A 17,764-nucleotide genomic window follows, 5' to 3' on the forward strand; every position below is an offset into this window, starting at 1 on the left:
GTCGCACGGCAGCCGGAGGGGGCGGTCACGGATGCCTCGGCACGCGACGCTGGGTGCCGGGACGTCCGGTCGGGATGCGACCGCCCGGTACGGCATCGTGACCGCTCGAACGATTTCGCGCAAGCGTTTGCGCAAGCGCTTTTCTCGTGCCCCGCTTCACGTACGATCACGGGGACGGCAGACCGGAGGAGGCACGCATGGCGACCATGGCCGACGTGGCACGTCGGGCCGGGGTCTCGGTCTCGACCGTGTCCCACGTGATCAACGGGACCCGGTTCGTGAAGGAGGAGACCCGCGACCAGGTCCATGCCGCCATGCGCGAGAGCGGCTACATCCCCAACAGCATCGCCCGCTCGCTGGTGACCTCCAGCACCAAGACCCTCGGCCTCGCGGTCTCGGCGGTCACCAATTTCCACTTCGCGGACATGGTCTCGGCGATCGACGCCACGGCCCGCGCCGCCGGGTACACGCTGCTGATAGCCGACACCCACGACGACCCCGCCGAGGAACTGCGGGTCGTGCAGAACCTCCACCAGCGCCGCGTCGACGGACTGCTGCTGGCCACGGCGGCCGGGGCCCGGGGCGCGGCGCTGCGGTACCTCACCGACACCGGCCTGCCCACCGTCCTGATCGACCGCTGCGCCTCCACCGCCTTCGACCAGATCGGCACGGCGAACGTGGAGTCCACGGCCCGCCTGGTCGACCACCTCGCCGACCTCGGCCACACCCGGATCGGCATGGTCGCCGGGCGGCGCGGCGTCCGTACCAGCTCGGAGCGGGTGCGCGGCTGGCAGCGCGGCATGAAGCGGCAGGGCCTGGACCCGGCCAAGGAGCTGGTGGTGCCCGGGCACAGCCACGCGTACATGGCCCAGCAGGTCACCGAGCGGCTGCTGCGCAGCAAGGACGCGCCGACCGCGCTGGTGGTGGGCAACAACCACATGACGCTCGGCGTGCTGCGGGCGCTGTCCCGGCTGGGCCTGAAGGCGCCGCGGGACGTCGCCCTGAGCGTCTTCGACGACTTCGAGTGGGCGGATCTGCTGCAGCCGCAGCTCACCGCCATCGCCCAGCCGGTCGAGGAGATCGGCACCAAGTCCGTACGGATGCTGATCGACCGGCTCGCGGACCCGGACGCCCCGAAGCGGACGGTGCTGCTGGAGCCGACGCTGGTGCACCGGACGTCCTGCGGGTGCCCCGCGGAGCCGGTGCGCTGACCGCACCTCTGGACATTTTCGAGCACGGCCTTCTACAGTCTGCCGCGGCCGCCATGTCGGCGGCGGCCGCGCAGTAACGCACCACCCCAGCCGTCCGGTTCGTCGGGAGCCGTGGACGCGCGGGACTCATCCGCCGTTTTCCTGCCCCGCACGCAGGCCAGTTGGCCGCGCTGCCGTACCGGAGGCACTCGCATGCCCGACACCCCGCACCGCCACCCCGCCCGCCGCACCGTTCTCGCCGGGGCGCTCGCCCTCGCCGGTGCCGGTGCGCTGAGCGCCTGGTCCACCGCACCCGCGACGGCGGCCGCGCTCCGTGCGTACGACGAGCCGTACCGCCCGCAGGTGCACTTCTCCCCCGCCAAGAACTGGATGAACGACCCCAACGGGCTCCTCCACCACAACGGCACGTACCACCTCTTCTTCCAGTACAACCCCTCCGGCGCCACCTGGGGCAACATGTCCTGGGGCCATGCCACCAGCACCGACCTCCTGCACTGGGAGGAGCAGCCGGTCGCCATCCCGCACGACGACGAGGAGATGGTGTTCTCCGGCAGCGCCGTCTTCGACCGCGACAACACCAGCGGCCTGGGCACCGCGGCGAATCCCCCGCTCGTCGCGATCTACACCAGCATGGTCAAGGCGACCGGCGGGCAGCGGCAGTCGCTCGCGTACAGCACCGACGACGGCGCGACCTGGACGCGGTACGCGGGCAATCCCGTGCTGGACATCGGCTCGGACAACTTCCGTGACCCCAAGGTGTTCTGGCACGAGCCGACAGCCCGCTGGGGGATGGTCCTCGCGCTCTCCGCCGAGCACCGCATCAGCATCTACACCTCGCCCGACCTGAAGACCTGGACGCACCGCAGCGACTTCGGGCCGAGCGCGGCGACCGGCGGCGTGTGGGAGTGCCCGGACCTCTTCCAGCTGCCCGTGGGCGACGACCCGGCACGCCGCAAGTGGGTACTGATCGTCAACCTCAACCCCGGTGGTCCGGCGGGCGGTTCGGCCGGGCAGTACTTCACCGGCGAGTTCGACGGCACCACCTTCACCGCCGACCCGCACGACGCGCCGCGCTGGCTGGACCACGGTGCCGACGCCTACGCGGGCGTGACGTACAACGACGCGCCGGGCGGCCGCCGCATCATGGTCGCCTGGATGAACAACTGGCTGTACGGCGAGAAGATCCCCACCAGCCCGTGGCGCAGCGCGATGGGCTTCCCCCGCGAACTGGGCCTGCGCGCCGCGCCGGACGGCGGTGCCACGCTCGTCCAGCAGCCGGTCGCCGAGCTGGCCACGCTGCGCCGCACCCCGGCGCTGCGGATCGCCGGCCGCCGGGTCCGGGCGGGCGCCGCCCGGCTGCTGCGGGACGCCGGCCAGACGTACGAGATCGAGGCCGTGCTCCGGCCGGACGGGGCGCGGCGGTGCGGTCTGGAGGTGCGCACCGGCGGCGGGCATCGGACGCGGATCGGTTACGACTCCGGCGGCGAGCTGTACGTGGACCGCACAGCGTCCGGCGACGTCGGCTTCGCCGCGGAGTTCCCCGCCGTGCACCGCGCCCCGCTCGCGCTCACCGACGGCGTGCTGAGACTGCGGCTGATCGTGGACCGCTCGTCGGTGGAGGTGTACGCGAACGACGGCACGGTGTGTCTGACCGACCAGATCTTCCCCGGCCCGGACGCCACGGGCCTGGGCACCTTCGCCGAGGAGGGCGGGATGCGCGTCGAGCGGCTCACGGTGTGGCCGCTGCGGTCCGCCTGGTAAGACACCGGCACGGAGAGCCGGACACCCGGCGCGTACTCGTTGGTACGCGCCGGGTGTCCGGACGTCGGTGGCCGCCCGCCCGCGAGTTGTAGGGTCGGAGCCCGGCCCGCCCGCATAAGGGCAGGTGGCAGCGGAGTGGACGCCGACGCAGAGGGAGGGTGCCGTGATCGGCATCGCGGACATTGAGGCAGTGGCCGACCGGATCGCCGAGTACGTCGTGCGGACTCCGACGGTGTCCAGTCCCGGCCTCACCGCGCTGCTCGGCGCGCCCGTCACCGCCAAGCTGGAACTGCTGCAGCGGACCGGCTCCTTCAAGGCACGCGGGGCGACGGCCAAGCTGCTGTCGCTGAGCGAGGCGGACCGGGCCGCGGGCGTGGTGGCGGTGAGCGGCGGCAACCACGGGATCGGGCTGGCCGTGATGGCCGGGGCGCTGGGCCTGAAGGCGACCGTGGTGATGCCGCGGTCGGCGCCCGCGCGTGCCGTCGCGATCGCCGAGTCGGCCGGTGCTTCGGTGCGGCTCACCGAGGACATGGAGGGCGCGTTCAAGCTGGTGTCGGAGTTGGAGGCGGACGGCCTGACGCTGGTGCACCCCTTCGACGACCCGGTGGTGGTGGCCGCCCAGGGCACCGTAGGGCTGGAGTTCGCGGAGGACGCGGGCGAGCTGACGGACGTGCTCGTCAGCATCGGGGGCGGCGGGCTGATCTCGGGCGTCGCCGCGGCGCTGCGCGCGCGCCGCCCAGGGGTACGCGTCTGGGGCGTGGAGACCGAGGGGGCGGAGGCCATGTCCGCGGCGCTCGCCGCGGGCGGCCCGGTGCCCGTCGAGCTCTCCTCGATCGTGTCCACGCTGAGCGCCCCGGCCGCCTCGCAGCTCACGTACGACCATGTCGCGGCCCTGGTGCACGAGGTGCTGGTGGTGCCGGACCGGGAGGCGGTGCGGGGCGTCCTGGACCTCGCGGAGCACGCGAAGGTCTGGGCCGAGCCGGCCGCCGGCGCGCTGCTGCCGGCGGCCCGTCAGGTGGTCGAGCGGGTCGGGGACGAGGCCCGGCTCGGGCTGGTGCTGTGCGGCGGGAACGCCGCGACCGGGGACGTGATGCGCTGGGCCGAGAAGTTCGGCCTGCCGGCCTGAGGCCGTACCGGCCGGACGCCCCCGGCGCCGCGTCGCCTCACGGCGTCACCTCGTCACTGCATCACCGCGTCACGGCATCACCGCATCACGGCTGCAACAGCGTCTTCACCATGCCGTCCCGCTTGGCCTGGAAGGTGGCGTACGCCTCCGGGCCCTCCTCCAGCGGGAGCCGGTGGGTGGCGAAGTCCTCGACGCCCAGGACGTCCGCGTCGTCGAGGAGCGGCAGGATCTCGTCCACCCAGCGGCGGACGTTCGCCTGCCCCATCCGGATCTGGAGCTGCTTGTCGAACATGGTCAGCATCGGCAGCGGGTCGACGTTGCCGCCGTAGACGCCGGAGATGGAGAGAGTGCCGCCCCGGCGGACCGCGTCGATCGCGGTGTTCAGGGCGGCGAGCGGATCCACTCCGGCGCGTTCGGTGATCTTCTCGGCCACCGCGCTCGGCAGCAGCCCGACGGCCTGCTGGGCGAGTTTCGCGCCGGGCGTGCCGTGCGCCTCCATACCGACCGCCTCGATGACGGCGTCGGTGCCCCGGCCGTCGGTGAGCCGGCGGATCTCGTCGGCGGTGTGCTTGCCGAACTCGTTGAGGTCCAGGGTGTGCACGCCCCGGTCCCGGGCCCGCGCGAGGCGGTCCGGGACCAGGTCCACGCCGATGACCCGCGAGGCGCCGCGGTGCAGCGCGATCCGGCAGGCCATGTCGCCGATCGGGCCGAGGCCGAGGACCGTGACGGTGCCGCCGGCCGGGATGTCCGCGTACTCCACGGCCTGCCACGCGGTGGGCAGCACGTCGGAGAGGTAGACGAAGCGGTCGTCCGGCGGCCCGTGCGGGACCTTGATCGGCAGCTGGTCGGCGAAGGGGACGCGCAGGTACTCGGCCTGCCCGCCGGGCACCTGGCCGTACAGCTTGGTGTACCCGAAGAGCGAGCCGCCCTTGCCGCGCTCGCGGTTCTGGGTGGTCTCGCACTGCGAGTGCAGGCCCTGGGAGCACATCCAGCAGGTGCCGCAGGAGACGTTGAAGGGCACCACGACCCGGTCCCCCGGCTTGAGCCGGGTGACCTCGGAGCCGATCTCCTCGACCACGCCCATCGGTTCGTGGCCGAGGATGTCACCGGGCTCCAGGAAGGGGCCGAGTACTTCGTACAGATGCAGGTCCGAGCCGCAGATGCCGGTGGAGGTGATCTTCACCAGCACATCGGTCGGATCCTGGATCTTCGGGTCGGGGACGGTGTCGATCCGTACGTCCCGCTTCCCGTGCCAGGTGAGGGCGCGCATCGCTGCCTCCTGCTCGGAAAGAGCTGTGTCAGGAGTGGGGGACGCTCAGGACTGGTGGTCCTGGGCGGTGAATTCCTTGACCAGCGCGCCGTTGAAGGCGCTCAGGTCGTCCGGCTTGCGGCTGGTGATCAGTGTGTTCGGGCCGCCTGTGCAGACCTTGACCTCCTCGTCGACCCAGGTGCCGCCCGCGTTGCGGATATCGGTCTGCAGGCTGGGCCAGGAGGTCAGGGTGCGGCCGCGCACCACGTCCGCCTCCACCAGCGTCCAGGGGGCGTGGCAGATGGCGGCGACGGGCTTGCCCGCGTCGAAGAAGCCCTTGACGAAGGCGACGGCCTGCTCGTCCATGCGCAGGAAGTCGGGGTTGGCGACGCCGCCGGGCAGGACGAGGCCGCCGTAGTCCTCGGTACTCGCGTCGGCGACGGCGGAGTCCACGTCGAAGGTGTCCGCCTTGTCGAGGTGGTTGAACGCCTGGATCCGCCCTGACTTGGTGGAGACCAGCCGCGGGGTGTGCCCGGCGTCCTTCACGGCCTGCCACGGCTCCGTCAGCTCGACCTGCTCGACGCCTTCGGGGGCCACCAGGAATGCGACCTGCATTGCGCTCACGTCCTAACGGAACGATCGGAATAACGGTTCGAGACAAGGGGCGATATGAGTGCCTTGTGGTTGCCTTGTCCAGGGTTCCACGCTGTTGGCGGACCATGCGTGTCCTGCTGGGCCGAACGCGCCGCGCCGCGCGGCGGGCCGGGCTGTTTCACCCCACGTACCGCCGCGCCCCGGATCCCCGCCGCGCCTCCTCCAGCGCCGCGATCCGCGCCTCCGTACCGGCGGAGACGGCGGCCCGCTGGCGCAGTACCCAGGGCAGCCCGGCCAGGGCGCGGCCGAAGGCACGCAGCGAGGCACGGTCGTGCGGGACGGTGCGTGCCAGGTGCGCCGTGCGCCGCACCGCGGGCAGCAGCGGCCGCCGCAGCCAGGTGAACCACAGCGTGTTCCGCAGCCCCAGCACCCGCCGCTCCGTGCTGTCCCGGGCGGAGGACGCCGCGTGATGGATCGTCAGCCGCTCGTCGTACGCGAGCCACCAGCCGCGTTCGATGAGGTCCGTGGCCAACAGCTCCTCCTCGCCGCCCAGCCACAGCCCCGGGTGGAAGCCGCCGCCCTCACGGAACGCCTCGGTACGCACTACGGTCGCGGCCGCGAGGAACGAGCCGAGCGCGGGGCCCGGCAGCCAGTCGGGCCCGGACAGCGGGGAGTCGCGCAGCTCGGCGACCACCGGGTCCTCGGTCCCCTCGGGTTCCACCACGATGCGGGCGGTGACGGCGGCCAGCCTCGGCCGGTCGTCGAGGACGTCCGCCGCGTGCCGCAGCGCCCCGGGGTCCCACCAGGTGTCGTCGTCGCAGAACGCCACGTAGGGCGTGTCGGCGAAGTGGACGGCGAGGTTGCGGCCGATGGCACCGAGGTTGCGGCCCGGGCGCAGCAGCCGTACCTCGGGGAACTCCCGCGCCACCGCCTCCGCCGTGCCGTCGGTGGAGGCGTTGTCCGTGACGATGACCGGCGGCCGCTCCGGCAGCGCGCGCAACGAGCGGAGCGTGCGCAGGAGTTCGGTACGGCGGTTGTGGGTGATGACGACGACGGTAGTACGGCCGTCCGGCCCGGCTTCCTGCCGGGCCGGGACCACCGCGGGGGCGCCCTCGGGCTGTGTCATGGCTGGTGTGTCCCTGGTCGTACGGCGGACGGGGTGCGGGCCGGGCGCTCCAGGAGGCCGATGGCGTGCTCCACGTCGGCGGGCAGCGGGTGGCGTTTGGCGAGCGCGGGCGGGATGCGCGCGAGGAGGCCCAGCAGGGCGGCCGTGGCGCCCGGTTCGCCGCGCGCGGCCGCGCCGGCCAGCGTGGCGGTGCGGCGCAGGGCGACGCGCAACGGGCGGCGCAGCCAGCCGGTGAGCGCTTCGTTGCGCTGCAGCAGCGGGGACCGGCCGGGCCGCGCGGTGGCGGCGTCCGGGTGGTGGTGCGCCGTGAGTTCGGGGGTGTACGTCACGCCCCAGCCCGCCGCCGTCAGGTCGTACGCGAGCAGCGTCTCCTCGGCGCCGAAGAAGAGCAGCGGGTGGTAGCCGCCGGCCTCCAGGTAGGCACTGCGGCGGACGACGACGGCGCAGGCCAGGAAGCCGAGGACGGGCCTGCCGGGGAACCGGTCGGACGGCGGCAGCGGCGAGTTCGCGAGTACGGCGTTCAGCGGGTCCTCGGTGTTGTCCGGTCCGACGAGGGTGCGCGCCGCGACCAGCCCGAGGTCCGGGTGGTCGTCCAGCAGCCGCGCCGCGGTCGTCAGCGCGCCGGGGGCCCACCAGGAGTCGTCGTCGCTGAACGCGACATAGGGGGTACGGGCGTGCCGCACCGCGAGGGTCCGGCCGAGCGCGCCCGTGTTGCGGCCGGGGCACAGCACTTCGGCGCCGGCCGGGTGGGCGCGTACGGCGTCGGCGGTGCCGTCGTCGGAGCCGTTGTCCACGACGATCACCGGGGGCCGCTCGGGGAGTTCGGCCAGCCGGTCCAGGGTGTGCAGGACGCTGTCCCGGCGGTTGCGGGTGATGATCGCGACGGTGGTGCGGGACGTGTGCCGCGCGCCGTCCCCGGCGAGCCCGGTAACGGCGTGCTGGTCAGCCGTCATGGGCGGGCCTCCCCCGTGGTCCGGGGCCGGGCCGCGCCGGGTGCGCTGTGGTACGGGACCGCACCGGGGGCCCGCAGCCTGCGCCGCAGCCGGGAGCGGCCGGACGGCCCGCCGCCGGTCTCGGTGGCGCGGGGCATCGGGGCGATCTCGCGGTCGTGCCAGAACACCGCCTCCAGTACCTCGTCCACGCCGATCCGCAGCAGCAGCGGGTCGGGCTCGGTGCCGTGCGGGTCGCCGGGCGGGCCCGGGTGCCACAGGGCGGTGTGCCGCTCGCTCGGCGGCGGGCCCCACAGGCGCGGCGGGACCGGGCCGAAGAGCGTGACCGAGGGCGTGCCGTGGGCGACCGCCAGGTGGGCCGTGCCGGTGTCGCCGCTGACGAGCACGGCGGCATGCGCGACCAGCGCGGACAGCTCGGCGAACGGCAGGCCGCCGGTGAGGACTTCACCGGGCCCGAGCCCCGCGGCCTCCGCGACGGTCAGGGTCAGGTCCTCCTCCCCCGGGCCGCCGAGCACCACCACGCGGCGCCCCGCGGCGCGCAGCCGCGCGGCGACGGCGCCGTAGCGGCGGGCCGGCCAGCGGCGGGAGCCGGCGTCCGCCCCGGGGTGGATCACCACGGCACCGGGCGCCGGGGAGGGCTCCTCGGGGGCCGGGATGCGGTAGTCCTCGGGGTCGGCGGCGATGCCGTACGCGCCGAGCACGCTGCACCAGCGGGTGCGTTCGTGCTCGCCGCGCTCCCAGACCTCCAGCGCGGCGGCGGGCGAGTCCCGCGCGGCGTACGCGATGAGCCGCCCGGGGTGCAGCTCGGCGAGCACGTCGGCGCTGGCCGGGCCGTTGCCGTGCAGGTCGATGGCGACGTCGGGGGGCGCGCCCGGCCAGTGCCGCAGGGAGGGCACGCCGCGGGCCGGCGCCTGCGCGGCGAGCACGGCGTCCACGGCGCCGGTGGCCAGCGCCGCGTCGCTCAGACCCGGCGGCGCGGCCAGCACGATCGCGTGGCCGGGGAAGTGCCGGCGTACGCCGCGCAGCGCGGGCACCCCGGCCAGCAGGTCACCCAGGCCCAGCGCGCGCAGCACCAGGAGGCGGGGGCGGGGCGAGGCGGGTCCGGTCGAGGCGTCGGCGGAGGTCATCACACCACCCTGTCGGCGGCGGCACCGGGCAGCGGGTCGCCGTGCGGTTCGGCGAGCCCGCCGGCGGCGCGCTCGGCCAGCTTGGTGCTGGACCGTCCGTCCAGGTACGGCAGCAGCATGACCTGGCCGCCCCAGCCCTCCAGTACCTCCGTCTCCGGCATCCGGGTCAGCGCGTAGTCGCCGCCCTTCACCCAGATGTGCGGGCGCAGTTCCTGGAGTACCTGCTCGGGCGTGTCCTCCTCGAAGACCGTGACGGCATCCACGCAGCCCAGCGCCTGGAGTACCCGCACCCGGTCGGCCTCGGGCACGATCGGCCGCTCGTCGCCCTTGCGGCGGCGTACGGACGCGTCGGAGTTCAGGCACACGATGAGGCAGTCACCGGCCCGCCGGGCGGCCTGCAGCAGCGCGACGTGCCCGGCGTGCAGCAGGTCGAAGCAGCCGCCGGCCGCGACGACGGTGCCGCCCGCCGCGCGCACCCGGGCCGCGAGTTCAGCGGCGCTCTCGCCGCCGTCCTGGGGTGCGGCCTCGGAGGTGAAGTGGGTGGTGAAGCCGTGTGCGCCGCCGTCCTCGACGAACTGGGTGGCCGCGTGGACCGCGCCCTGCACGGCGTCCTCGGGCAGCGCCTCGTCGGCCAGCAGCCCGGCGGCGCAGGCGGCGAAGCAGTCCCCGGCGCCGCAGGCGTCGCCCTGCGCGCTCCACGGCGCGGGCACCAGCATGGGCGCCTCGCCGTGCGTCAGCAGCGCGCCGCGCTCCCCCATCGTCACCGCCACCGAGGCGGCCTTCCAGAACCGCAGCAGCGTACGGGCGTCGGCCGCCGCCTGGGCGAGCTGGACGCGCGCGCCGTCGGAAGCCGGCTCCTCGCGGCCGGGGCGGACGCGAGGAGCGGCGGGACGGGTGTCCTCGGCGAGCGCGGTGGCGAAGGCGCGCGCCTCGGTGGCCGCCGGGGTGGCCAGCTTCACGCCCGGGACGGGCGGCTGCCCGTGGGGATGCGGGTCCCAGACGAGGGGCACGTGCCGGGCGGCGCGGGCGAGCGCCGGGCGTACGGCGTCGGCGGTGCCGCGGCCGTAGTCCGCGACGAGCACGGCCCCGGCGGCGGCGATCGCCCGCTCGGCCTCCTCCGTCGCGCCGCCGGCCCTGCCGTCGCCCTCGTCCAGCCGGAGCAGGGGGCGGTCCCGTGCCATCAGCCGGGTCTTGCTGGACAGCGTGCCGGACAGCGGGAGTTCGACCAGCCGGACCCGGTCGGCGAGCAGCCGGCGCAGGGTGCGGCTGGTCTCGTCGTCGCCGAGCGCGGTGACGAAGGTGACCTCGCGGCCGTCCTCGGCCGCCAGGCAGGCGGCGAGCGCCGCGCCGCCCGGCCGGACGGTGCGGCGCAGCCCCTTCAGCACGGGTACCGGCGCGTCGGGCGCGAGGCGTTCAGCACGTCCGGACAGGTCGTGGTCGAGCAGGCTGTCGCCGACGACGAGCAGCGGGGCGTTACGGCTCATGCTTCCTCCACCCGTACGGCGTCCAGGGCCGGTTCCTGCCGTACGGCGCCGTCCTGCCCGGCGATGGTCCGGTCGAACGCCTCGCAGATCATGTGGACGGCGACCAGGTGGAGTTCCTGGACGGTGGCGGGCACCGGCGCGTCCACGCACAGCGCCTCGTCCCCGGCCGCCTCCAGCGGGTTGGGGGCCGGGCCGGTCAGCGCCCAGACGGTCATGCCGATGCGGCGGGCCTCGGTGGCGGCGGTCAGCAGGTTGGCGCTGGCGCCGCTGGTGGACATCAGCAGCAGGATGTCGCCGGGGCGGCCGTGGGCGCGGGTCTGCCGCGCGAACACCTCCTGCACGCCGTAGTCGTTGGCGATGGCGGTGGTGGAGGAGGTGTCGGCGTGCAGCGCGAGCGCCGAGTAGGCCGGGCGGTCCTCGCGGTACCGGCCGACGAGTTCGGCGGTGAGGTGCTGGGCCTGGGCGGCGCTGCCGCCGTTGCCGGCGACCAGCAGCCGGGCGCCGTGGCCGAGGCGGTCGGCGAGCCGGCTGCCCCAGGATTCGAGTCGGGATGCGGAGGCACGGAAGCGGGCCAGCGCGTCCTGCAGTTCGTCGCAGTGCCGGCCGTCGTCGAGTGCGGTCATCGGGCCACCCCCGAGAGTGCGGGTACGGAGAGCAGGCCGTCGTAGACGGCGGCGACGCCTTGGGCGACGCGGTCCCAGGTGTAGCGGTCCAGGGCGCGTTCGCGGCCCGCCGCGCCGAGGCGGGCGAGCAGGTCGGGGTCGGCCAGCAGGTTCCGGATGATCCGGTCCAGGCCGTGCTCCTCTACGGGCGGTACGAGGACGCCGGTGACGCCGTCGACGACCGTGTCGAGGTGCCCGCCGACGGCGGTGGCGACCACCGGGGTGCGGCAGGCCATCGCCTCGATGGGAACGATGCCGAAGGGCTCGTAGCGCGGCAAGGAGAGCACCAGATCGGCGCTGGACATCAGGGCGGGCATCTCCTCGTGCGAGACCCGGCCCAGCAGCCGTACCCGCTCGCTCACGCCGTGCTCCTCGGCCACCTTGCGCAGCCGGTTCGCCTCGGGGTCGTCGAAGAGCAGCGGCTCGTCGGGCCCGCCGGCGATGAGCAGTTCGGCGTCAGGGATGCCGGCCAGGGCGCGGATGGCCCGGTCGAAGCCCTTGCGGGGCACGAGCCGGCCGACGGCCAGCAGCCGCTTGGGGCCGCCCGGGCGCCGGGCTCCGGGCACGGGCGCGAAGTGCGTGGTGTCCACACCGCACGGCACGACGCGTACGTGGCTGCGCGGGATGCCCATCGCGAGCAGTTCGCCGACCTCGTCGGAGCAGGTCGCGAGGACGCGGCGGCAGCTTCTGCCGATCCGGGCCTCGGTCTCGATGCGCTCGGGCGGGCTGGTGTCGTCCGAGCCCTGGTAGCGCCGCTTGACGGTGCCGAGCGCGTGGTACGTCTGCACGACGGGGATGCCCAGTTCGCGGGCGCCGGCCAGGGCCGCCGTGCCCGACATCCAGAAGTGCGCGTGCACGAGACCGGGCGGCGCGGCTGCCCAGGTACGCGCCAGGTAGCGGCCGAACTCCGGCATGTGCGCGGGCAGTTCGTCCTTCGGCACGGGGGCGGGGGGTCCTGCCGGTACGTGCACGACCTTGAAGCCGTCGCGGGTGGTGACCGTGTGCGCCAGTGCGGGATCGTCACGCCGGGTGTAGACCGTGACCTCGTGCCCGCGCCGGACGAGGTGCCGGGCGAGCTGCGCCACGTACACGTTCTGACCGCCCGCGTCCGGCCCCCCGAGCGCGGCCAGCGGACTGGCGTGCTCGGAGACCATGGCGATGTGGGGGGCGGATGCTTCGTGCTTCATCGCGTGACCTCTTTCATCAGTTGGTCCCAGTCGTCCAGGAAGCGCCCCACCCCGTAGCGGGCCTGTACGGCGGCCCTCGCTTCCCGGCCCGTCCGTTCGGCGAGGTCGCGGTCGGCGGTGAAGGCGCGGACCGCGTCGGTCAGCGTTTCCAGCCGGTTCGAGACCACGCCGGCCCCCTCGGGGACGGCCTCGCGTACCTCGGTGGTGTCCAGTGCCACGACGGGCATCCCGAGGAACATCGCTTCCAGGAGCGAGAGCCCGAGCGAGGTCCAGCGGATCGGGTGCACGTACACCCGGCACTGGGCCAGCGCCGTATGCAGCTCGTCCTGCGGCAGGTCACGGGTGCGGCACCGGTCCGGTGGCAGGCCCAGGTGGCGGGCCAGCCCGTCGGTGCGCATGCCGAAGACGTCCAGTGGCGCCGCGGCGGCGAACCGCGGCAGCAGGTCGGTACCGGTCGTACGGCCGCGCCGCACCGGTTCGTTGACGACGACGGCGGCCCGCTGCTCCTCGCCGGTCCAGCGCGGGCCCGGGTCGATGATGCCGTGCTCCACGACGGTGGTCGGGGCGCGGCCGTTGTCCCACATCAGCCGGTTGAAGTGGGTGACGTGGACGAGCGGGATGTCGTCGCGGTCGGCGAGCGGGTGGCGGGTGTCCACGGGCGTCTCGTGCGGGCTGTTGTGCTCGACGTAGACGGCGGGCACGTCGCGTCCCGGGCGCCGCCCGGTCCATTCGTACGCCAGCTCCACCTCGTGCGGACGTTGCAGGACCATCAGGTCGATGTCGGCCTCGCGCAGCTGCTCCGGGGAGAGTTCCTGGACGGTGGCCGGCCAGTCCCAGGTCCGGGCGCGGCCCAGGCCGTCCGGGCCGCGGTCCGGTGTCACCGGGACCAGGTAGGTGTGGGCCCCCTGGACGAATGCGGTGATCCAGGAGCCGTGCACATGCCAGATGAGGATGTTCATGTGCTCTCCTTGAGCAGTTTCTGCACGGCGAGCACCACGTCGGTCGCGGTGACGTCGTCCAGGCAGGGGTGTCCCGGCTGGGGGCAGTGCCGCGCACGGGTCCCGGCGCACGGCGCCTGCTGGTCGCCGAGGAGGATCGTCGGCACTCCGTACGGCGCCCACCGCTCGGCGGGTACCACGGGAGCGAACAGCGACACGACGGGCGTGCCGACGGCCGCTGCCAGGTGGGCGGGCCCGGTGTTGCCGCTGACGACGGCGTCGGCGGAGCGCAGTACTCCGGCGAGGCTCCGGGAGTCGGTCTGCCCGCCGAGGTCGCGGGCCACCTCGCCGCTGACCTCCCGGGTCAGCGCGATCTCGTCGGGGCCGCCGGTGACGATGACGCGGTGGCCCGCGTCGGCGAGCGCGGCGACCGCCTCGGCGCAGCGGTACGGGCTCCAGGCGCGGGCCGGTGCGCTGGCGCCGGGGTGCACCACGACGTACGGGCCGTTGCCGGTGAGGCCCACGGTGTCCGGTGGCGGCAGCACGCGCAGCCGGCCGTCGTCGCGGGGCTCGGGGACGAAGCCGAGCGCGGCGGCGGTGTCGAGGGCTGCCTCGGTCTCGTGCCGGTCCGGCAGCCGCCGGTGGCGGACGTCCAGCAGCCGGCCGGGGTGGTCGCGGCTGTCGGCGCCGATCCGGCCGACGTGGGCCATGCGCAGCAACAGGGCGGCGGGCAGCGGGCTCTGGTGGAAGGAGGTGAGGATGAGGGCGGTGTCGTACGCGCCGTCGCGCACCCGGCGGATGAGGCCGTGCACGTCCGCGTCGTCGACGCTGGGCGGGCTGAAGCCTTCCCAGGGTGCCTCCCAGACGATTACCTCGTCGACTCCGGGCAGCATCCGCGCCGCGTCCTCGCCGCGGGGTCCGCACAACATGGTGACGTGCGAGGAGTGTGCGGCGACGGCGCGGACGGCAGGGCCGGCGAGCAGGACGTCGCCGAAGCTGTCGAGGCGTACCACGAGTGATTTCACCGGTCCCACCCCCAGGTCTCCGCGACGGGGACGGGTGCGGTTTCCGGGCCGTGGCCGAGCAGTTGCCGTACGGCGGTGAGCACGTCGGGCGCGGTGTGCGGTGCCGCGGTGACCTCTTCGGTGCGGGTGACGGCGTTGGGGACGAGGACGGCGCGGGCGCCGGCGGCGTGCGCGGCCAGCACGTCGGCGCCGATGTCCCCGATCACCACGCACTTCTCGGCCGGTACGGCGAGCCGCCGGGCCGCCTCGATGACCAGGCCGGGCCTGGGCTTGCGGCAGTGGCAGCCGGCCTCGGGGTGGTGCGGGCAGTACACCCAGGTGCCGAAGCCGCCGAGGGCGTCGTCCACCCGGGCGTTGACCAGGCGTACCTGGTTCTCGGTGAGCAGGCCGCGGCCCACGCCCGACTGGTTGCTGACGACGGCGGTGGGGATGCCGGCGGCGCGTAGCAGCCGGAGCGCTTCGGGCACGCCGGGCAGCACGCGGACCAGCCGCGGGTCGCTGTTGTAGGGCACGTCTTCGATGAGCGTGCCGTCCCGGTCGAAGAGGACGGCGGCGGGCCGCTCATGGCGCCCGCCGGGCGTATCCCCCGGGGGGAGCGTGTCGTCGTGGCGCGGATCGTTCATGCGGCACCTCGCCAGGCCGCCGCGCGCCGGTGTGCCAGCTCGCCGCGCAGGCGGTGGGCGACGGCGAGCGGCGGGATGACCACGCTGGTGGAGAGCATGGTGGTGACCTCGTGCCGGGTGCGCGGGCCGGGCGCGATGCGGGCCCAGGCGAACTCGGCGGTGCCCAGCGCCCAGAGCGCAGCGGCGACGGCGGCGGCGCGCGGGCGGCGGGCGAGGGCCAGAGCGGCTACCCCGGCAGCGGTGATCGCGGCGTGCCGGGCGAGCCGGCCGCGCGGCGCTTCGGCGCGGTGCCACCAGTCGCCGCCGTGCAGCCGCCGCATCAGGGCGTCGTCGGCGTTGCCGCGCTGGACGCGTACGGAGACCCAGCGGTCGGCGGGGCGTACGGGGTGGTGGGTGACGCGTTCGCCGCGGCGCAGTGTCCAGCCCGCGTCCAGGACGCGCAGGGCCAGGTCGGCGTCCTCGCGGAAGGCGCGCGGGAACCGTTCGTCGAAGCCGCCGACGTCGCGGAGGGCGGCGCTGCGGTAGGCCATGTCGGCGGTCGCCCAGGCGGCGCCTTCCAGGCCCGCGGTGCCGCGTTCCCAGTCGGTGGGGCGGCGGCTCGCGTCGAGCGGCACGTGGAGGCGGCCCTGTACGCCGCCGGTGCGGACGTCGGCCGCGGCGAGGTCGGCGGTGAGCCGGCGGCTCCAGTCGGGTGTCACCCGTACGTCGTCGTCGAGGAAGACGACCCAGGGGGCTCCGACGGCGGCCAGGCCCGCGTTGCGGGCGGCGGCGGGACCGCGCCCGCCGGTGGCCGTCGTGCGGATACGGTCCTGGAGCGGGCCCGCGGCCTCCAGTGGCAGCGGTTCTCCGGGCTCGGGCCGGTCGTCGACCAGTACGACCTGGTCGGGCCACGGCTCGCCGGCCTCGGCGAGGGAGCGCAGGCAGTCGGTGAGGCAGGGCCTGCCGAGGGTCGGTATGACGACGGCGTAGGCGACCTCCGCTCCGGCGGCGCGGTGTGCCGGGTCGGTGGTGTCGGTCGCGGTACTTGCCGGGGTGTCGGGCGGTGTCATGCGAACGCCCTCCCCCGGCGGACCGCGAACGGCCCGATGGCCAGCAGGTCGACGGGCGCGCTGCCGAAGCACTCCAGTGCCTCGCGCGGGCTGTCGACCATGGGGCGTCCGGCGGTGTTGAGGCTGGTGTTGACCACGACGGGGATGCCGGTGCGCCGGTCGAAGGCCGCCAGCATGCGGGCCACCAGTGGCTCGGTGCGTTCCTCGACGGTCTGCACGCGGGCGGTGCCGTCGACGTGCACCACAGCGGGGATCTTCGCGCGCCACGGCTCGCGGACGTGGTGCACGAAGAGCATGTACGGGCTGGGCAGCGGCCCGCCCTCGAACAGCTCGGCGGCCCGCTCCTCCAGCACCATCGGCGCGACCGGCCGGAACTCCTCGCGGCCCTTCACGGCGTTGAGCCGTTCGAGGTTGTCCGGGTGTCCGGGGTGGGCGAGCAGGGAGCGGTGGCCGAGCGCGCGCGGGCCGTACTCGCTGCGGCCCTGGTACCAGGCGACGATCCCGTTGTTCGCCAGCTCCTCGGCGACCGTCTCGGCGATGTCCTCGGGCTCCTCGTACGGTACGGCGGCCTCCTCCAGGACGGCGCGCAGCTCCTCGTCGGACCAGCCGCGGCCGAGCGCGGCGGTCGGCATCGGGGAGACGGGGGCCGCTTCCTGTTCCTGGGCGACGTGCAGCGCGGCGCCGAGGGCCGTGCCGGCGTCACCGGCGGCGGGCTGGACCCAGATGTCCTCGTACGGACCGTCCCGGTACAGCCGGGAGTTGGCGACGCAGTTCAGTGCGACGCCGCCGGCCAGGGAGAGGGTGCGCCGGCCCGTCTTCTCGTGCAGCCAGCGGCCGAGGTCGAGCGTCATGTCCTCCAGGCACGCCTGGGCGCTGGCGGCGAGGTCGGCGTGGTCGGTGGTGATGCGGCGCCCTGCGAGCCGGCGCGGCACCATCCGCTCCCAGGGCACGTGTTCGGCGACGTAGCCGCCGGTGCCGTCGGCGTAGACGTACTCGCGCAGCTGGTCGCGGAAGCGGGGCGTGCCGTAGGAGGCGAGCGCCATCACCTTGTACTCGTCGCTGCTGCGCAGGAAGCCGAGGTGGTCGGTGAGCTCTTCGTAGAACAGGCCGAGGGAGTGCGGGAGTTCCTGGGCCGCGAGGACCTTCAGCTCGCCGTCGGAGTAGGCGCCCGCGAGGTGCGAGGCGCACTCGCCGCGGCCGTCGAGCACCAGGACGGCGCTGTCGTCGTACGGGGAGGCGAGCCCGGCGGAGGCCGCGTGGGCGACGTGGTGGGCCACGAAGCGGACGCGCTCGGGCTTCAGGCCCGGCAGTGCTTCGGCGAGGAACTCCGGTGCCCGGCTCGCGTACTCCTGGCGGAGGTGGTCCCAGGGGTCGTCCAGGCCCATCATCTCGGCGGGGCGGGCGAGTTCGGGGTCGTAGGAGTAGGCGACGGCGTCGAGGTCCGCGGGGGTCAGGCCGGCCTGTTCCAGGCACCAGCGGGCGGAGAGCTCGGGCAGTTCCCAGGCGGAGAAGGGGACCGGCCGCTTGCCGTGCTTACGGCGGCTGAACCGTTCCTCCTCCGCGGCCGCGACGGTCGTGCCGTCGATGACGAGGGCTGCTGCGGGGTCATGAAAGAGAGCGTTGACACCAAGGACGCGCATGGAGTGATCCGT

At 74.5% G+C, this 17,764-nt stretch carries 16 protein-coding genes; 3 read left to right on the forward strand and 13 right to left on the reverse strand.

What is annotated here, in order from left to right; all coding sequences use genetic code 11:
- Positions 1 to 197 precede the first annotated feature (197 nt).
- From ACIGXO_RS01550 to ACIGXO_RS01560, 3 genes are all read left to right on the forward strand, one after another.
- Complete coding sequence (locus ACIGXO_RS01550; protein WP_399778892.1) at positions 198 to 1,211, forward strand: LacI family DNA-binding transcriptional regulator; 1,014 nt, start codon at positions 198 to 200, stop codon at positions 1,209 to 1,211.
- 192 nt (positions 1,212 to 1,403) lie between these two features.
- Positions 1,404 to 2,972, forward strand: coding sequence for a glycoside hydrolase family 32 protein (locus tag ACIGXO_RS01555; protein WP_399778895.1), 1,569 nt, complete (start codon positions 1,404 to 1,406; stop codon positions 2,970 to 2,972).
- 163 nt (positions 2,973 to 3,135) lie between these two features.
- A complete protein-coding gene (locus ACIGXO_RS01560; RefSeq protein ID WP_399778896.1) occupies positions 3,136 to 4,098 on the forward strand; it encodes a pyridoxal-phosphate dependent enzyme in 963 nt (320 codons plus the stop codon).
- 85 nt (positions 4,099 to 4,183) lie between these two features.
- Here the strand turns inward: ACIGXO_RS01560 and ACIGXO_RS01565 are convergent, their stop codons facing one another.
- The 13 genes from ACIGXO_RS01565 to ACIGXO_RS01625 form a co-directional block, all read right to left on the reverse strand.
- Positions 4,184 to 5,368, reverse strand: coding sequence for a zinc-dependent alcohol dehydrogenase (locus ACIGXO_RS01565; protein ID WP_399778898.1), 1,185 nt, complete (start codon positions 5,366 to 5,368; stop codon positions 4,184 to 4,186).
- Between the two features lie 45 nt (positions 5,369 to 5,413).
- Positions 5,414 to 5,962, reverse strand: coding sequence for a type 1 glutamine amidotransferase domain-containing protein (locus tag ACIGXO_RS01570; RefSeq protein WP_399778900.1), 549 nt, complete (start codon positions 5,960 to 5,962; stop codon positions 5,414 to 5,416).
- 157 nt (positions 5,963 to 6,119) lie between these two features.
- Positions 6,120 to 7,067 (reverse strand): glycosyltransferase family 2 protein, encoded by a 948-nt coding sequence (locus tag ACIGXO_RS01575; RefSeq protein WP_399778902.1) that lies wholly within the window; start codon positions 7,065 to 7,067, stop codon positions 6,120 to 6,122.
- Complete coding sequence (locus ACIGXO_RS01580; protein WP_399778904.1) at positions 7,064 to 8,020, reverse strand: glycosyltransferase family 2 protein; 957 nt, start codon at positions 8,018 to 8,020, stop codon at positions 7,064 to 7,066. The genes ACIGXO_RS01575 and ACIGXO_RS01580 overlap by 4 nt, the downstream gene beginning before the upstream one ends.
- Positions 8,017 to 9,144, reverse strand: coding sequence for a glycosyltransferase family 9 protein (locus ACIGXO_RS01585; RefSeq protein ID WP_399778906.1), 1,128 nt, complete (start codon positions 9,142 to 9,144; stop codon positions 8,017 to 8,019). The genes ACIGXO_RS01580 and ACIGXO_RS01585 overlap by 4 nt, the downstream gene beginning before the upstream one ends.
- Positions 9,144 to 10,628, reverse strand: a complete 1,485-nt coding sequence (gene rfaE2 / locus ACIGXO_RS01590; RefSeq protein WP_399778908.1) for a D-glycero-beta-D-manno-heptose 1-phosphate adenylyltransferase — start codon at positions 10,626 to 10,628, stop codon at positions 9,144 to 9,146. Before rfaE2 ends, ACIGXO_RS01585 begins: the two co-directional genes overlap by 1 nt.
- Entirely contained in the window at positions 10,625 to 11,251 is a 627-nt protein-coding gene (locus ACIGXO_RS01595; RefSeq protein WP_399778910.1) for an SIS domain-containing protein, read from the reverse strand. Before ACIGXO_RS01595 ends, rfaE2 begins: the two co-directional genes overlap by 4 nt.
- Positions 11,248 to 12,477: a glycosyltransferase gene (locus tag ACIGXO_RS01600; protein ID WP_399778912.1), complete on the reverse strand. Its 1,230-nt coding sequence runs from the start codon at positions 12,475 to 12,477 to the stop codon at positions 11,248 to 11,250. Before ACIGXO_RS01600 ends, ACIGXO_RS01595 begins: the two co-directional genes overlap by 4 nt.
- Positions 12,474 to 13,436, reverse strand: a complete 963-nt coding sequence (locus ACIGXO_RS01605; RefSeq protein ID WP_399778914.1) for a glycosyltransferase — start codon at positions 13,434 to 13,436, stop codon at positions 12,474 to 12,476. The genes ACIGXO_RS01600 and ACIGXO_RS01605 overlap by 4 nt, the downstream gene beginning before the upstream one ends.
- Complete coding sequence (locus tag ACIGXO_RS01610) at positions 13,433 to 14,440, reverse strand: glycosyltransferase family 9 protein (RefSeq protein WP_399778916.1); 1,008 nt, start codon at positions 14,438 to 14,440, stop codon at positions 13,433 to 13,435. The genes ACIGXO_RS01605 and ACIGXO_RS01610 overlap by 4 nt, the downstream gene beginning before the upstream one ends.
- On the reverse strand, positions 14,437 to 15,063 hold the full coding sequence (locus ACIGXO_RS01615) for a D-glycero-alpha-D-manno-heptose-1,7-bisphosphate 7-phosphatase (protein WP_399778917.1): 627 nt from the start codon (positions 15,061 to 15,063) through the stop codon (positions 14,437 to 14,439). The genes ACIGXO_RS01610 and ACIGXO_RS01615 overlap by 4 nt, the downstream gene beginning before the upstream one ends.
- A complete protein-coding gene (locus ACIGXO_RS01620) occupies positions 15,060 to 16,112 on the reverse strand; it encodes a glycosyltransferase family 2 protein (protein ID WP_399778919.1) in 1,053 nt (350 codons plus the stop codon). The genes ACIGXO_RS01615 and ACIGXO_RS01620 overlap by 4 nt, the downstream gene beginning before the upstream one ends.
- Entirely contained in the window at positions 16,109 to 17,752 is a 1,644-nt protein-coding gene (locus ACIGXO_RS01625; RefSeq protein ID WP_399778921.1) for a carbamoyltransferase, read from the reverse strand. Before ACIGXO_RS01625 ends, ACIGXO_RS01620 begins: the two co-directional genes overlap by 4 nt.
- Between the last annotated feature and the right edge of the window lie 12 nt (positions 17,753 to 17,764).

It is taken from the genome of Streptomyces sp. NPDC053542 (assembly GCF_044544685.1).
Taxonomy (GTDB): domain Bacteria; phylum Actinomycetota; class Actinomycetes; order Streptomycetales; family Streptomycetaceae; genus Streptomyces.

Coding starts and splice junctions, on each gene's coding strand:
- ACIGXO_RS01550 (WP_399778892.1), top strand. CDS start 198: ATGGCGACCATGGCCGACGTGGCACGTCGGGCCGGGGTCTCGGTCTCG.
- ACIGXO_RS01555 (WP_399778895.1), top strand. CDS start 1,404: ATGCCCGACACCCCGCACCGCCACCCCGCCCGCCGCACCGTTCTCGCC.
- ACIGXO_RS01565 (WP_399778898.1), bottom strand. CDS start 5,368: ATGCGCGCCCTCACCTGGCACGGGAAGCGGGACGTACGGATCGACACC.
- ACIGXO_RS01570 (WP_399778900.1), bottom strand. CDS start 5,962: ATGCAGGTCGCATTCCTGGTGGCCCCCGAAGGCGTCGAGCAGGTCGAG.
- ACIGXO_RS01575 (WP_399778902.1), bottom strand. CDS start 7,067: ATGACACAGCCCGAGGGCGCCCCCGCGGTGGTCCCGGCCCGGCAGGAA.
- ACIGXO_RS01580 (WP_399778904.1), bottom strand. CDS start 8,020: ATGACGGCTGACCAGCACGCCGTTACCGGGCTCGCCGGGGACGGCGCG.
- ACIGXO_RS01585 (WP_399778906.1), bottom strand. CDS start 9,144: ATGACCTCCGCCGACGCCTCGACCGGACCCGCCTCGCCCCGCCCCCGC.
- rfaE2 (WP_399778908.1), bottom strand. CDS start 10,628: ATGAGCCGTAACGCCCCGCTGCTCGTCGTCGGCGACAGCCTGCTCGAC.
- ACIGXO_RS01595 (WP_399778910.1), bottom strand. CDS start 11,251: ATGACCGCACTCGACGACGGCCGGCACTGCGACGAACTGCAGGACGCG.
- ACIGXO_RS01600 (WP_399778912.1), bottom strand. CDS start 12,477: ATGAAGCACGAAGCATCCGCCCCCCACATCGCCATGGTCTCCGAGCAC.
- ACIGXO_RS01605 (WP_399778914.1), bottom strand. CDS start 13,436: ATGAACATCCTCATCTGGCATGTGCACGGCTCCTGGATCACCGCATTC.
- ACIGXO_RS01615 (WP_399778917.1), bottom strand. CDS start 15,063: ATGAACGATCCGCGCCACGACGACACGCTCCCCCCGGGGGATACGCCC.
- ACIGXO_RS01620 (WP_399778919.1), bottom strand. CDS start 16,112: ATGACACCGCCCGACACCCCGGCAAGTACCGCGACCGACACCACCGAC.
- ACIGXO_RS01625 (WP_399778921.1), bottom strand. CDS start 17,752: ATGCGCGTCCTTGGTGTCAACGCTCTCTTTCATGACCCCGCAGCAGCC.